The following is a 14,863-nucleotide window of genomic DNA, read 5'->3' as shown; positions in this document are numbered from 1 at the left end:
ACGGAGAGATGTCAGCGTGAAGGTTACCACCGAAAAATTACCCAAGAGCCGGATGTCTTTGCAGATTGAGCTTGATGCAGCACGCTTCGAGCGCGGGCTTGACCAGGCTGCTCGTCGTTTTTCTCAGAAGTATCAGATTCATGGTTTTCGCCGAGGCAAAGCACCGCGTGTCATCATTGAGCGTACCTTTGGGCGCGAAGCACTGATTCAAGATGCTCAGAATGATCTGATCTCAAAAGCCTTTCAGGATGCAATCATCCAAGAAGAGATCGAACCAATTGGCCCTGCCGAACTTGATGTCATTACCTCGGTTGATCCCTTTGTTTTCACCATTACGGTGCCCTTGCCCCCCACCGTCAAGGTTGGTGATTACCAGACGATCCAGGTACCGTTCGAGCCTGATGAAATCACTGACGAACAGCTTGAAGGCATGATGGAGGCAATGCGTGATCGTCATGTGGTGCTCAAGGAACTGGACGAGCCACGGCCAACCCAGGAGGGTGATAGCCTCAAAGTCCACCTTGAGACCTTTGTCAATGGTGAAACACTTGATGAGCGCGAAGAAGGCGAGGAGCGCCCTGAACATACCCTCGATCTAGTCAAAGGTCGTCTGCTAGACGAACTTTACACTGCACTCATCGGGGTCAACGTTGGTGATAACGTTGACGTTGTTTCGCAGATGGCTGAGGATCATGAAGATGAGCGTGTGCGTGGCAAGGAAGTCACGTTCAAAGTTGAAGTACTGGGCATGCAAGAGCGGGTCTTGCCGCCGTGGGAAGAGTTGCCCCAGTTGCAAGAATTTGAGGGAACCCTCGAAGAACTCCGCACCAAGACACGCAATGATCTTGAAACAACGGCGCGTCATGTTGCCGAGCGCAAAGTGCTTGATACGTTCATCGATCATGTGCTCGAGATAACCGAGTTTGATATCCCTGACGTCATGATCGAGAACATGGCGGATGATATGCTGAAAGATCAGGGCCGCGAATTTGCTCGCTACGGCATTACGCTCGAGCAGATGCTCCAGTTTCGTGGTGAAACCAGAGAGCAGGCGATTGCGGCCCTCTTGCCCGAGGCCGAGAAGCGCACGAGAGTGACGCTCGCTTTGGCCGAGGTCGTGGAACGTGAAGAATTGAATGTCGCGGAAGAAGAGATCGAGGCCGAGATTATCCGTGCGGTCGCTGATTACAGTGAAGAGCAGCGCGCTCAGGTCATGCATGCCTTTCAGGGTGAGATGCGTGGCATGATTTTCAATGCGTTGATTGACCGTAAATTGCGTGAGCGGGTACTCAAGCTTGCGGCCGGGATTGAACCTAGCGTGGCAGAAGAACCAGTCGATGAGGCAGGGTCTGCGGTAGAAGCGCTTGAGGGTGAGGCTCAGGACGCTGAGGCAACCAGCGTGAGCGAAACAGCACCGGTGACACGTGATGAGCCTGTGACAAGTGAGGAACGAACCCTATGAAATGGCTTTCGCCCAAGAGCATGGAATGGTCATCACAAGGCCCCGAAGCTCTGATTCCAATGGTTGTTGAGAGTACGAGTCGTGGTGAGCGGGCCTTTGATATTTATTCACGGCTGCTCAAGGAACGGATCATCATCCTTGGGACGCCGGTTGAAGATCAGATTGCTAATCTGATCGTCGCCCAGTTGCTCTTTCTTGAAAGTGAAGATCCCGATCGCGATATCTGGCTTTATATCAATAGCCCAGGCGGTTCGGTTACCGCCGGGTTGGGGATCTATGATACGATGCGCCACATTCGCCCGGATGTTGCCACCGTCTGTGTAGGGATGGCAGGAAGTATGGCCACACCGATCCTTGCGGGTGGGGCGCGCGGCAAACGCTATAGTCTGCCGCACTCGACGATCCATATGCATCCTGCTGGTGGTGGGGCGCGGGGCTATGCGCCTGATGTCGAGATTATGGCGCGTGAGCTGCTGCGCATGCAGCAGGTGGTGCGAGAATTGCTTTCAAAGGATACGGGTCAGACAGTTGAGCGCATTGCCAAAGATTTTGACCGTGATCTCTTTATGACGCCTGAACAGGCCAAAGAGTACGGCATTATTGATGAAATTCTGAGTCGCGAAGATTTGACTGACAAGAAGTGACATGACCGGGTGAGGTCGATCAACGGGCCTGAAAGGGGTAGATCAGGGCTTGCCATGGCACTCGGGGTTCGATGATCGACCTTGACCTGGGGATTAGCGGAGAAATTCATGTCCCGTTCTCGTAATAATAGTGGTAGTAACAATCGTGGAGCGTATGTCTGCTCGTTTTGTGGTCGGGGTCAGGACGAGGTGCAACGCCTGATTGCCGGGCCAGGTACGGTCTTTATCTGTGATGAGTGTGTGGCGCTCTGTAGCGCGATCATTGCCGAAGAGACCGAGCAGCAGATGGCGGCCCCGCGGCGCAATACACCGCCCGGTCCGGCACGCTTGCCTGCCCCGCGCAAGTTGCGTGAGAAACTTGACCAGTATGTGATTGGGCAGGATCGAGCGAAGATCGTGCTTTCAGTTGCCGTCTACAACCACTACAAGCGAGTTCGCGCCGGGGCAAAAATTGATGATGTTGAGATTAGCAAGAGCAACATCCTCTTGCTTGGGCCAACGGGCAGTGGCAAGACCTTGCTTGCACAGACGCTGGCTCGTATTCTTGATGTCCCCTTTGCGATCGCCGACGCAACAGCACTGACAGAGGCCGGGTATGTTGGCGAGGATGTGGAAAATATCCTCTTGCGTCTGATCCAGGCTGCCGATGGTGATGTTGAGCGTGCGCAGACCGGCATCATCTATCTTGATGAGATTGATAAGATTGCCCGTAAGGCTGATAATCCTTCGATTACGCGCGACGTCTCGGGAGAAGGGGTGCAGCAGGCTCTTTTGAAGATTCTTGAGGGCGGCGTGGCGCATGTACCACCTTTGCCAGGGCGTAAACATCCACAGCAAGAGTATATTTCGTTTGACACGACGAACGTGCTCTTTATCTGTGGTGGTGCCTTCGAAGGCATCGAAACGGTGGTGACACAGCGCTTGCGGGGTCGGCAAATGATCGGGTTTGGCGGCCAGGCGACAGAGCATACAGTCGATGATCACGCGGCCCTGGTGGCGCAGATCAGTCCTGATGATCTGATGCACTACGGCTTCATCCCTGAATTCATTGGGCGTCTGCCGGTGGTTGTGGCCCTTGAGCCGCTGTCACATAGCGCGATGTCACGGATTCTGACCGAACCGCGCAATGCTGTGATCAAGCAGTATCAGAAGTTGCTGGCGCTTGATCATTGTGAGTTAGAATTCACTGCGGATGGGATCGAGGCAATTGTTGAGCGGGCCATGCAGGCTCGTACCGGGGCGCGTGCCTTGCGGAGCATTGTCGAAGAAGTGCTGCTTGATGTAATGTATGAGGTGCCGGCTCAGGAACATATTGGACGATGCATTATCAATGCCGAAGTTGTTTACGGGCGCGGCTTGCCGATCTTGATGCCCCGCACCGAACGCAGTGAGTACCGGCGGCGTCTTGATGAAGCCGTCTGATCAGGTTCTATACGGATGCCTTTCCTTCGTACAAATGACCGGGCCGTTGAAGATCCACGCCCCCCCCGGCGTATTTTGATCGCCGATGATGACCCGTCCATCGCCCATTTGATCAAAGTCACCCTCAGTGATCCGCGCTATGAACTGACGGCGGTTAGTAATGGGCTTGACGCGGTCGAGGCGTTTCGTAAGCAACCGTTTGATGTGGTCATTCTTGACGTGATGATGCCTTTTGCTGATGGCTTTGAAGTGTGTCGGCACATCCGGGCTGAAAGCGACGTCCCTATTGTGATCCTGACGAGCCGAGATGGGACTGATGATGTCATTCAAGGCTTTGAACTCGGGGCTGACGATTATATTCGCAAACCATTCAAGACGGTGGAGTTGATTGCCCGTGTCGAGTCGATCCTGCGTCGGGTCGAGGGCTATAAGTCGCGACGAGCCCCACCCACACTGCGGATCGGACCGCTCTTTATTGATGGTCCACGCCATTACGTGACCGTCCGCGAGCAGAGTGTCAATCTGACGCCAATGGAGTTTGAATTGCTCTATTTTCTGGCGGCGAATCCCGGTCAGGTCTTTGACCGTGAGACACTGTTTCGTGAGGTATGGGGCTACGAGTATGCGGGCGAGACGAATCTGGTAGATGTCTGTATACGACGCCTGCGCGAGAAGGTGGAGGAAGTGCCCTCACGCCCGGTGTTGATCGTGACGGTTCGAGGTGTAGGGTATAAACTCACTGAAGCGTAGAGGTGCCTTGCTATGGGCGATCAGGTCTTTGTTTCCACCCATCCGCTTGTTCAACATAAACTGGCCTTGCTCAGGAGCAATCTGACTGAACCGAAGAAATTCCGTGAACTAGTGCGCGAGATTGCCCAGTTGATCTTTTATGAAGCGACGGAAGATCTCAGTCTTGCCCCGCTGACGGTGCAGACGCCGTTGGCCCCGTGTGAAGGCTTTGAAGTCGCTGATCGCATCGGAGTCATTCCGATTCTGCGGGCAGGCCTGGGAATGTCTGAGGCCATTATTGATATTTTGCCGACCGTGCATGTGTGGCATCTGGGTCTCTACCGTGATCACGAGACGCTTCAGCCGGTCACGTATTATAATAAACTACCTTCAGAACCGAATATTGATCTGTCGTTGATCGTTGATCCAATGCTAGCAACGGGTGGTTCAGCCGTGGCTGCAGTAGATATTCTCAAGCAGTGGGGGGCACGGCGGATCAAATTCCTCGGGTTGATTGCTTCCCCCGAGGGTGTGCAGGCATTGACGGCTGCGCATCCCGATGTTGATATTCATCTGGCCGCGATTGACCGTTTTCTCAATGAGCGCGGCTACATTGTGCCAGGCCTGGGTGATGCTGGCGATCGTCAGTTTGGGACGGGTTGATCGGGCAACGTCATATGGTAACCCTTGCCTTGGCGCTCACCTTTGGGGTTGCTCTGGTGCTCACCGCCTTGCTCACGCCACCGCTGATCCGGTTGAGCAAGCGCGAGGGATGGGTAGCGCAGCCAGGGCCGCGCCATGTGCATCGGATCGCGACGCCAACAGTCGGTGGCCTAGCGATGATTGCTGGTTTTGCCATCGCCTTGCTCGCGAGTTTTGCCTTTGAGCAGCTTGATCCTGTGTTACAACGCACCTCAGCCGAACGCATACGGCTAGGGCTTTTGCTTGCGGGATTGAGCGTTGTGGCGTGTGTCAGCCTCATTGACGACCTGCGCAATTTGCCTGCCGGACGGCGCCTCGTGCTGCATATCGTGGCGGCTTTGATCGCGGTTGGCCCCTACCTCTGGGATCAGACGCTCTATCCTGATGCGATGGGGCAAGCCACCGAGGCACGGGGCATTATTCTGACGGCCTTTAATTTCCCCTTTCTCCAACAGATTCATCTGCATAACCTGAGTCCGTGGCTTGCTATTGGGGCCACGGTCTTCTGGATTGTCGGGATGCAGAACATGGTCAACTGGACGGATGGATTGGATGGATTGGCGGGGGGCATCACGCTGATTGCCGGGGTTATTCTCGCCTTGCACACCCTAAGTCTTGAGCCGCCACAATACACGGTTGCGTTTCTGCCGCTTGCTCTGGCGGGGGCATGTGCGGGCTTTTTACCCTTTAACCTGCACCCGGCACGCACGTTTATGGGTGATGTAGGCGCGATGTCGCTGGGGTACATTCTGGGGGTCAGTGCTATCATTGGTGGGGCCAAACTAGCCACCGCGTTACTCGTGATGGGGCTGCCCTTGATTGACATGGCCTGGCTGATTTTGAGTCGCACGGTGCGGGGCGACTCGGCTGCACGTGCGGGACGCGATCACCTGCACCATCGCCTGCTTGATCTGGGCCTCTCGCAGCGTCAGGTCGTCATGATCTATTACACGCTCAGCACCGTTTTTGGAGTTATTGCCCTGCTTGCCATCCCCGCGAGTGCAAAACTGGTGGCACTGCTCTGTCTCGGCCTGATTGTCCTGGGCATGATGCACTATGCGATTCGGCGGAGCGCGGTAGAGGCCTAGCTTAGAGATACTCGCGCTGATTGACCCGTCGTTTCCACTCCTCCTTGATCTCCACGGGTTGTTGTTCAGCGATGAGAAAATCGAGCAGCAGGCGTGAAAAAGTTGTCGTTTGCTCAAGGAAGGGGAAGTGGTTGGCTTTCGGCAGAATCAGTAACTGCACCGGTCGATCATGGAGTTGATTGAGAAACATGATATGGTCAAGATTGATAATCTTATCTTGGGCACCATAGACAGCCAGGAGGGGGCGCTCAAGCACATTGACGGTTGAGCGGAGATCGGTATCAAAGAGGGATTCTTGCACACTGGCGAGCACTGTTTCACTGAGGCCCTCGGTATCTTCGAGCAGTTCGTGTTGCACCTCAGGATCAGTGATAGGGATGCTGCGGAGCAACTTCGACCAGATATTGCTTGGATTGGATTTGCCGAGGAGGCGCGAAAAAGTACCTGGTTTGACCAGATCGGCGAGGGTATGGCCTTGCATCGGGGTCGAGACCGTCATCAGGCGTAAAAAACGATCGGGTTGCTCGCGTGCAGCGCGTATTGCCACCATGCCACCGAGTCCGTGACCGACCAGATTCGCTTTGGCAATGCCCATCTGATCCATAAACTGGCCGAGCATATGGACATAATCGGTAATCGTGAAATGACTACCGTGCCGATCGCTCTCACCGAAGCCCCAGAAATCGAGGGCATAGGCACGGTAGCGCTCGGAGACAAGATCCATCGTTGAGACCCAGTAACGCCACGAGCCGAGCCAGCTATGGAGGAAAATAATTGGCTGGCCGCGTCCTACGACCTCGTAGTGAACCAGACGATTGTCAAGATGAATGGCACTCACGTGGCGTCCTCGTCAGTCTGCTCAGCTTCAGGCTGTTCAAGGGGCAGAATAAAACTAAAGACACTGCCGCGTCCCGGTTCGCTATAGGGTACCCACATTTCGCCCCCGTGTTGTTCCACAATCTGTTTGGCAATCGCCAGGCCGAGACCGGTGCCTCCGGTGATATCACGGAGGGGATTATCCGCACGGTAGAACGGACGGAAGAGTTTCTTGAGTTGGGCGGGGGTCATGCCGACGCCAGTATCTTCGACTTCGATCTGGAGCATACCGCCTGGATTAAGGAACGCGCGGACGTGGATACGACCACCTTCAAAGGTATACTTGACAGCATTCGAGAAGAGATTGAAGAAGACCTGGCTAATGCGGCGTTGATCGCCCATCACGAGCGGCAGATCGTCGGGCACATCAAGTGAGACCTGCATTTGCTTATGTTCGGCCTCGAGCAGTAACGACTGCACGGCCTCTTTAATCAATGATGGAATATCAATGTCACTAATCTGGAGTTTACGCTTGGAGTCGGGGCGCGAGAATTCCAGAATATCGTCAATCAGTGCTCGGAGACGATTCGTATTATTTTTGATAATCTGGAGAAACCCAATCTGGTCTTCATTCAGGCTATCCGTAGCGGTCAACAGCAGGACATCGACATAGCCTTTGACTGCCGTGAGGGGTGTCCGCAGTTCGTGGCTCACATCCGAGATAAACTGGCGTTTCGCCTGATCGGCCTCGATTTCACCGGTTACATCACGCAACACAGCGACATTGCCATAATGGTCGCCACTAGGAGCAATGACTGGGGCCAGATTAGCCGCAATAAACTGGGTCGGATCGGTGAGATCAATCGAGGTTGAATAGATCTGCTGATGCAACTCCACCTGTTTGAGGCCATTGGCGAGCGCCTGGAAGATCGCCCGTGCACGTCGTTGCACGGCCATATCATTGGTATTGAGGTGTTCGAGGATACTCAGCGGCTGACCAAGCACCATATCCGAAGCAACCTCGACAACCTGTTCAGCTGCGGGATTGAAGAGGGTAATGCGCTGGTCGGGATCGAGCACGATAATGCCCTCACTGACCGAGCTAAAGACAGCGGCGCGTTTGGAACTCTCTTCGCGTTGGGCCTCGAGGAGCAGACCATTGCGATTGGCGAGTTCATTAATATAGCCATAGAGTTGGGCATTCGAGATAGCCGCAGCGACGACGCTCGCAATCGTACCGAGGAGATTCATCTGCGAGTCGGTAAAATAGTTCACCTGGGTACTCGAGAGCACGATCACGCCAAGGGCCTGATCGCTAGTTTGCAAGGGAACCGCAGCGGCTGAGCGGGCATCATCAGCGCGTCCGAGTTCTTGTTGCCAGCGCGGATCTTGGAGGACATCAGGGATATTGACCGACTCGTGGGATTGCATCACCCAGCCGGCGAGGCCCTCACCGCCGCCCAGGCTGAGGGGGATATTCGCGGTACGGGCATCACCAAGGCCAAAGAGCACCGCACGGCAGATAAGCACCTGGGTTTCGGGATCGCGGAGCATAATTGACCCGCGTGTAACGCCAAGATTCAGCGAGATCGACTCGAGGGATTCGCGCAGAATGATCGACGTATCAAGCTGGGTTGTCAATTCAAGCGTAATGGTATGGACAGCTTCGAGGCGTTCTTTTTCCTCAGAGAGTTGCTGATTCGCGAGTTCGACCTCAGCCGTCCGTTCTTTCACGCGATGCTCAAGATCGGCGGCGAGATTCGAGATCTCTTCGAAGAGGCGGGCACTCTTGAGGGCCTGACCGGCCTGATTCGCGAGAATGCCAAGCAGGGAAATTTGTTGAGCCGACCATTCGTGCGGTTGATACAACCCAATCCAGATCACACCGAGGCGTTGATCGTGCAGCCCAATCGCTGTGCCGACGACACTCCGAATACCGAGACGCAGCGCATCGGGATTTGAATCTTCGAGTACCTGGAGATCGGCGATGGCGAGTGGTGCATTCCGTTCGAGCAGCATTTGGGTCATGCCATGGAAGCGAAAGTCGATATGGAGATCGTCACGAAGGCCAGAGGCATCAACAAGGACCTGCTGTTCGATGGTTCCGTGGGCATCGAGGCGCAGCACGGCGCACAACTCGGCATTGAGCAACCCGAGCGTACCGGACGCAATGAGGCGCTGGGTCTCATCGAGATCAAGGGAGCCTGCGAGGCTACGGGTCACACCGAGGAGCGTCTGCATCTCTTCGGCATTGTGCGTCATTTCGCTGAAGAGACGGGCATTATTGATAGCGGCTGCGGCCTGATTCGCCACGGTCATCAAGAAACGCTCATCGCCCTCGGTAAACGCACGTGGTTCATCGCTCTGCAGATTGATCACACCGAGGGGTTGATTGCCAAAGAGGATGGGCACAACCAGCAGCGATTCGACCGGATACGCAACCAGAGCGGGGTCAAATGGTTCAGGGAGCAAGCCAGCGGCAAGGATGTCATCGCGGCTCGTGAACAGGAGCGACTGATGGGACTGGACAACCCTGGCATTCACCGCATCGCGAAGCATCTGGGAGGTAGGTTGCACACGAAGGCCCTGATGATAGGCGAGGGGGCAGGTAAGCGTCGCATTAGTAACATCGTACAGAGCCACCATTGAAGTACGGACATCAAGAACCTTGCCAATACCCTCGTGGAGATGCGAAATGAGGTCGTCAAGCTGAAGGGTTGCATTGACATCAGCGCTAATCGTATTGATTGTCGAGAGCTCATGAATGTTCTGCTCGCGTTCCTGAAAGAGGCGGGCGGTCTGAAGCGCCGTTGCCGCCTGGTCGGCGAGACCTGACAGAAGCGCCTGTTCGTCCTGACTAAAATGACGTTCAGCGTTCGTCATCACACTGAGGACACCGATCGTCTGGCCCTGATAGATGACGGGCACCCCCATATAGGAGACGAGGTGATTTTCGCGCTGGTAGTTTGGATAGAGTGACGTGCCAGAGAGTTCCACATTATCAATAATGAGCGGCTTGCGGGTGGAGGCGACACGTCCAGTCATACCTTCACCGACGGGAACGCGCATACTCTGGCGCTGGTCACTAGGAATACCCGCGATAGCGATGGGTACCAGGACATCCTCACCATTGATAATCCAGAGGGCAACCGTAGCCACACCGAGGCTTCGGCTCACCAGATCCATCAGTTTATTCAGCACCTCATCGGGGCGCAAGAGGGAGGAGAGGATGCCGGCGGCATCAAGCACCGTGGAGAGGTCTTTCACCTTTTGTTCAAGGGCCTCGGCACTCGCACTTGCGGCGGCAAACGCCTGTGCGCGGCTAATCGCAGTTGAGGTTTGATTCGCAATTGTATGGCACAACTTGATCGCCTGAGGCGTAAATTCACCGATCCGGCCAACAAAATCGAGGCCAACGGCACCGATCACCTGTTCAGCGACAACAAGCGGCACGAGGGTAATCGAGCGAATATCAAGCTCACGGAAGGTCGCATGGGACAGGACAAAGAGCGGATCATGCTGCGCATCGAGGGCAACCAGAGGTTCGCGGTGTTGATCGAGCCAATCAACGGAAGGGCTATGGCGCAGCGGAATGCGGATCTGATCAAGAATGCCACTGGCCCGATGTTCAGCGACAGCATAGGCCACTCCAGCCTCGCGGTCATAGATGACCAGTCGGGCCTGATCGACGCGCGTGGCCTGCGCCATTGCATCAACCACGAGTTGATAGATCGCCTGGACATCAGTTTCGGCACTCGCCATGAACGACACCTGATTGACGAGTTGCAACTGGTCAACCTGGGCCTCGGCTTGTTCGAGCAAGCGTGCATTCTGGACACCAAGGGCCAGTTGATTGGCTACCGTTGTCAAGAAGGATTGTTCACGGGGGCCATACAACCCAGGGCTATAACTCATGACGGCAATGACACCGACGACACTGCTCTCGCCAACGAGCAACGGCACACCGAGCCATGAAGCCGAGAGGCGGTCGGTACCGAAAGTAATCGGGTTAAGGTTCGTGTCCATCTCTTCCTGGCGGAGATCGTGGAAGAGCAGGGGGTTGCGTGTTTGAATAATCCGTGCGGTCAAGCTCGTTGGGCTGGGGGAACGCCAATGATCATCGAACGTCAAGATCTCATTATCAACCTCAATCGAGAGGGTGATACGATTCTCTTCTTCATAGTAGATAAAGACAAAGAAAGAATCGAGGGACAGGAAACTCCTAAGGTGATCATAGACCTGTTCAAGCATCGTCCGGAGGTCAAGCGTCGAACTCGTCACGTGGCCAATCTGATTGATCACATCAAGCTCGGCGAGGCGGCGTTCGCGCTCATCGAAGAGACTTGCCCGTTCGATTGCAATGGCAAGCTGGTTGGCGACCGTTGAAAGGAACTGAACCTCAGGTTGGGCAAAGGCATGGGGTTGCACATCTTGCAGACAGAGCAGACCGACGGCACGGCCCTGACTGATGAGCGGGATCCCCAGCCAGGAACGAATAGACGCTGCTTCATCGGCATAATGCACGGCCTGAGCCTGATAGGCTGGTTCAGCCCAGAGATCCGCGATCAACAGTGGTTCGCCATTGCGGAGCACCAATTCAATCAGACCCGATCTTGGCACCACGGTCTTATGCATGGCATAGGCCAATTGGTTGCCTTGCATAAACAGATTGAAATAGATATCATCGGTCTCGTGGTGATAGCTTGCCACAAAGAAGAAACTTGGCACCCCAAGGAAGGAGGTAAGCTCGGTATAGACACGGTTGAGCAGGGTATCGAGATCAGTGGTTGAGGTTGCGGCCGTACCAACCTGAAAGAGGGCGGTCATCTCATCGGCGCGGGCATCGGCATCACGCAAAAGCCAGGCATTCTCGATCGCAATAGCGGCCTGGTCAGCAAAGATTGCGAGTGGTTCAACGGTACGTTCGGTTGGGCGGCGATGATCGAGCGGATCGGCGACCAGCATGACCCCGAGCAGATCGCCGTCAGTTGCATAGAGGGGCACGCAGAGGCGGTCGCTTGTTTGCCACTCGGAGGGCAGGTGCTCATCATCACCTTGCAGATACGCGAAAATATTTGTCTCAAACGCGCTCTCGATCGCACGCGCTTCTTGAGCGGGAATGAAATAGCAGCGTCCGAGACGAAAACGGGGTTCGAGGTAAAGGGTCACGAGGCGATCATCAAGCGCCAGTTGTTTCATTGAGGCAAGCACATCGCGTGGAATGCCAGCAGCGGCGAATGGCGTGAGCAGACGAGGTTGGTGAGGGTCAGTCAGACAGAAGAGCGCCTTACGATAATTGGCCGACTCGACGGCACTATACGCAACTTGTTCGAGCAAATTCTCAAGCGAACGATCAGCGCGCAGGGCCTGCCCAATTTCGAGCACATTGTTCAGGATCTCGGCTTTTGTCTCCTGGGTACGGTAGAGGTGTTCTAACTCGGCGTACCGCTGGGCATTGCCAATCCCGACAGCGGTCTGGTGGGTCAGGGCACGCAAAAACTCAACGGCATCATAATCAAACGCACGCAAACGGGGTGCAAAAAGGATCAAGACCCCGTAGACACCAGCCTGATAGAAGATAGGGGCTGCGAGGGCTGACTGCTTGTCGGCAAGGTGTTCAGGAACCCACTCATCAGCAGACAACCGATCGTTGAACTCGGGCTCACGTCGTTCGAGGGCGCGCCAGGCCGTAGTTGCGGTGAAGGGCAAAGGGGCGCCGATCAATTGATCATGGCGTGCCGTATCAAACCCAACGGCCTCAGCAATAAAATAGATCGACCGAACCTCTGGTGCGGTAATATCGAGGACATCGCGATCAATGGTGGGGGTTTGCTGGTCACCCAACCCAAGCGTATCGAGCAGCAGTGCGTGTTCAGCCGTCTCATCATCAGCGGTGTTACGGAGAGCGATCAAGCCATGGCTTGCCCTGGTCACCTTGAGGGCCTGATCGAGCACATACTGCAGGATCTCTTTTTGGTCGAGCGTGGAGGCAAGCTGACTCGAGACTCGCTGGAGTGCGCGTAACTGTTCAATACGAGCCTGGAGACTAGTGTCAGCGTGTTCATAGCGACTGGCATTGGCGATGGCCTGAGCGGCATAGCCAGCGACAATCGTGAGCAAACGGGCATCATCTTCAGTAAAAGCGCCAGGTTGCACCGCAAACAACTCACAGGTTCCAAGCAATTCTTCGCGGAGGCGCAACGGAACCCCCAGGTATGATCGCGCAGGCACCTGGTCAGCGAGTTTGACAGCACCTGAAAGATGCAGATCGCGGAGTTGGGGAGGAAGGAGCGCGAGGTCACTAATGCGCAGGGCACGCTGATGACGTGAAAGCCAGGTGGTCAACTCAGCCGCAGCGAGTGCCTCGTCGAGACCCCACTGGGCACTGATGCGTAACGCTTGCGCACGTTGATCGACAAGCGTAATCCGGGCACCGTTAAAACGAGCGAGTTCCTTGGCCCCGGCGAGGATTGCCTCGATCGTCTCTTCAAGCGAGAGTTCTGCCGCCAACTTTTGACTAATGCTTTGCAGCAACTCAAGCTCGGTGGCGCGTTGCTGGGCAGCGAGATAGAGGCGGCGATTGAGAATAGCTGTTGCAACCTGAGCGGCAAGCACCTGCGCGAGGTTGCGGTCGGTTGGCGAGACCGGGTGGCGGGGGCGCTTGAAGCCAAGGGTCATCAACCCGAGGATCTGATCCTGGCCTCGCAGCGTCAAGACGAGCGCACTCTGGCAGCCTGCGGTAGCGAGGATTGCGGCGAAATCATTATGCCCGGCGATCGCCTGGGTATCTTCGATCAGCATCGTTTCGTCGCGACCCACTTGAGCGAGGATAAACCTGGCCCCTTTGAGGGTCGTAGGAAACCGTCCATTGCGCTCGGCATGGTGGTTCGAGTCGTCGTTGTAGACACTGATGGTATGCAGGGTATCGGGCGGTGATTGTTCGACCAGATGCACGGCACAGATATCAGCTTTGAGGGTAAGGGCAATATTCTCGGTTGCGCGGGCGAGCATACCATCAAGTTGACCAGTGCCGGTAATCTGTTGACTATTTTCATAGAGGACGAAGAGTTCACGGGCACGCTGTTGTTGATGGCTCAAGAGGCGTGCATTGCGCACCAAGAGCATCACCTGGGAGGCACATACGTCGGCGGCCTGCAAGAGCCGGGGAGCAACATGAGCATGCTTCAAGAGGAAGACGAGGGTACCGACAGACTCGTCTTGATGCTTGAGCGGCACCGCCAGCGCGGGCCGGGCAAGGTCTTGTGGCGAGGCCTGGGTCGTGCGACACAGGTCAAGCGTCAGTGCGCCAACTTGCATGCCCTGAAGGGCCTGAACAATCAGATTTTCACTTGACAGGGGCAAACTCGTCGTGAGTCGCAGCTCATGCGCACCGAGGGCGAGCAAGTTGAGGCGGCCTTCATCGGCGTCAACGGTATAGATCGCGCCCGCCTCAACCTGCAGAAGGGAGGCAACACTGGTCAAAAACGTCTGAAGCAGGGTCACGAGATCGCGATCACCGACCAGTTTGAGCCTGGCGGCGGCGATTTCATAGATCTGCTCGATCTGATTTGAAGTAAGCAAGCGCTGTTGGGAGGCGATCAAGAAGGCAAGTTGCGCCGCGAGGGCGGTACGAAACGCAGGTTCGACGAGAACGCCGTAGTGTTCATAGAGGAACACTTGCCCGACCAACTCAGCATCTGCACGACACTCGAGGAGGGTCGAGGCTTCAGACGGGGCAAACTCGGCACCCCAGGCTGCGGTAGCCACGACATATCCTTGCTCACAGAGTTCAAGGCGACCGGCCGAGCAAGGAAGATAGCGAGCCAGTAACACAACGAGTCGACCGGCATAGTCGGCTGAAGGTACTGGTGTTTGAAGTTGCATGCTCTGGGCAAGCTGTGCGAGCAACTCCCAGCCTGTTGCAGAGGTCAGGGCAAGTGTGGTATCCATAGTTCAGTCGTGGTGCTCCTCCACAGCGACGTTCTGCTCATATAAACGGA

8 protein-coding genes are annotated in these 14,863 nt (G+C 55.5%); 6 read left to right on the top strand and 2 right to left on the bottom strand.

Translation table 11 applies throughout. The features are described 5' to 3' along the window. Window positions 1–16: 16 nt before the first annotated feature. The 6 genes from tig (at window position 17) to EKD05_RS03795 (ending at window position 6,047) form a co-directional block, all read left to right on the top strand. Window positions 17–1,462, top strand: coding sequence for a trigger factor (gene tig, locus EKD05_RS03820; RefSeq protein ID WP_129671081.1), 1,446 nt, complete (start codon window positions 17–19; stop codon window positions 1,460–1,462). Further along, the gene (locus EKD05_RS03815) at window positions 1,459–2,106 is read left to right on the top strand and encodes an ATP-dependent Clp protease proteolytic subunit (RefSeq protein ID WP_129671079.1); all 648 of its coding nucleotides are present in this window, start codon (window positions 1,459–1,461) and stop codon (window positions 2,104–2,106) included. The genes tig and EKD05_RS03815 overlap by 4 nt, the downstream gene beginning before the upstream one ends. A 108-nt stretch (window positions 2,107–2,214) precedes the next feature. Then, window positions 2,215–3,528, top strand: a complete 1,314-nt coding sequence (clpX, locus tag EKD05_RS03810) for an ATP-dependent Clp protease ATP-binding subunit ClpX (protein WP_129671077.1) — start codon at window positions 2,215–2,217, stop codon at window positions 3,526–3,528. 15 nt (window positions 3,529–3,543) lie between these two features. Beyond that, the gene (locus tag EKD05_RS03805; protein WP_129671075.1) at window positions 3,544–4,278 is read left to right on the top strand and encodes a response regulator transcription factor; all 735 of its coding nucleotides are present in this window, start codon (window positions 3,544–3,546) and stop codon (window positions 4,276–4,278) included. 12 nt (window positions 4,279–4,290) lie between these two features. Continuing rightward, on the top strand, window positions 4,291–4,920 hold the full coding sequence (gene upp / locus EKD05_RS03800; protein ID WP_129671073.1) for a uracil phosphoribosyltransferase: 630 nt from the start codon (window positions 4,291–4,293) through the stop codon (window positions 4,918–4,920). A 14-nt stretch (window positions 4,921–4,934) separates the two neighbouring features. Further along, entirely contained in the window at window positions 4,935–6,047 is a 1,113-nt protein-coding gene (locus tag EKD05_RS03795) for a glycosyltransferase family 4 protein (RefSeq protein ID WP_129671071.1), read from the top strand. A 1-nt stretch (window position 6,048) separates the two neighbouring features. On the opposite strand, the gene EKD05_RS03790 is transcribed toward EKD05_RS03795, so the two are convergent. Both EKD05_RS03790 and EKD05_RS03785 read right to left on the bottom strand, forming a co-directional pair. Then, window positions 6,049–6,885 carry an alpha/beta fold hydrolase gene (locus EKD05_RS03790; protein ID WP_129671069.1) on the bottom strand — a complete coding sequence of 279 codons (837 nt, stop codon included), beginning with the start codon at window positions 6,883–6,885 and terminating at the stop codon, window positions 6,049–6,051. Further along, window positions 6,882–14,813, bottom strand: coding sequence for a GAF domain-containing protein (locus EKD05_RS03785; RefSeq protein ID WP_129671067.1), 7,932 nt, complete (start codon window positions 14,811–14,813; stop codon window positions 6,882–6,884). The genes EKD05_RS03790 and EKD05_RS03785 overlap by 4 nt, the downstream gene beginning before the upstream one ends. Between the last annotated feature and the right edge of the window lie 50 nt (window positions 14,814–14,863).

The organism is Candidatus Chloroploca sp. Khr17, assembly GCF_004138165.1.
Lineage (GTDB): Bacteria > Chloroflexota > Chloroflexia > Chloroflexales > Chloroflexaceae > Chloroploca.
This window is presented reverse-complemented; position numbering and strand designations above follow the sequence as displayed.

Coding starts and splice junctions, on each gene's coding strand:
- upp (WP_129671073.1), top strand. CDS start 4,291: ATGGGCGATCAGGTCTTTGTTTCCACCCATCCGCTTGTTCAACATAAA.
- EKD05_RS03785 (WP_129671067.1), bottom strand. CDS start 14,813: ATGGATACCACACTTGCCCTGACCTCTGCAACAGGCTGGGAGTTGCTC.
- EKD05_RS03805 (WP_129671075.1), top strand. CDS start 3,544: ATGCCTTTCCTTCGTACAAATGACCGGGCCGTTGAAGATCCACGCCCC.
- EKD05_RS03815 (WP_129671079.1), top strand. CDS start 1,459: ATGAAATGGCTTTCGCCCAAGAGCATGGAATGGTCATCACAAGGCCCC.
- EKD05_RS03795 (WP_129671071.1), top strand. CDS start 4,935: ATGGTAACCCTTGCCTTGGCGCTCACCTTTGGGGTTGCTCTGGTGCTC.
- clpX (WP_129671077.1), top strand. CDS start 2,215: ATGTCCCGTTCTCGTAATAATAGTGGTAGTAACAATCGTGGAGCGTAT.